Here is a 558-nt window from a genome sequence, read left to right as displayed (position 1 = left end):
AAAGGTGTTCAAAATGCTTATATTAATCATTTTGATATTTTTATATTGCTCATATTGAGAAATATTACTTTGTTTTTTTCATTTTGCTCTTATAATTGGTATCAAATTGAGTGTAACTAACGGAGCATATTGATGAATATTTACTGCGATGATGGTTCAACTAATGTTAAGCTGGCATGGTTTGAAGGCGATGAGCTTCAGACCCGGGTTTCTGCGAACTCCTTCCGGCATGGCTGGAAAGTGGCGGAATTCAGTGCGGCAACGTTCAACTATCAGGTGGGGACGCTGAAATACACCTGGGACAGCGTCAGTCGGGATGCCATCCCGACAACAAACGTGGAATATCAGTACGGTGATCTCAACCTGCTGGCCGTGCATCATGCGCTGCTGAACAGCGGACTGGAGCCGCAGCCGGTGAGCCTGACCGTGACGCTGCCCCTGAGTGAGTATTACGACGGGGACTGCCAGCGGAACGAGGAGAACATACGACGCAAACGGGAAAACCTGATGCGTGAGCTGGTTCTGAATAAGGGCAGGGCATTTACCGTAACGGACGTG

At 47.7% G+C, this 558-nt stretch carries 1 protein-coding gene; it reads left to right on the top strand.

Features of this window, described 5'->3' with window-relative positions:
* Window positions 1–132: 132 nt before the first annotated feature.
* The coding region (parM, locus tag ABD481_RS46970; RefSeq protein WP_227525430.1) for a plasmid segregation protein ParM domain-containing protein at window positions 133–558 on the top strand (426 nt) is incomplete at its 3' end.

The organism is Catenulispora yoronensis (genome assembly GCF_039531695.1).
Classification (GTDB): Bacteria; Actinomycetota; Actinomycetes; order Streptomycetales; family Catenulisporaceae; genus Catenulispora; species Catenulispora yoronensis.
Note: the sequence above shows the minus strand (reverse complement) of the source record. Positions and strands in the feature narration are given on the sequence as shown.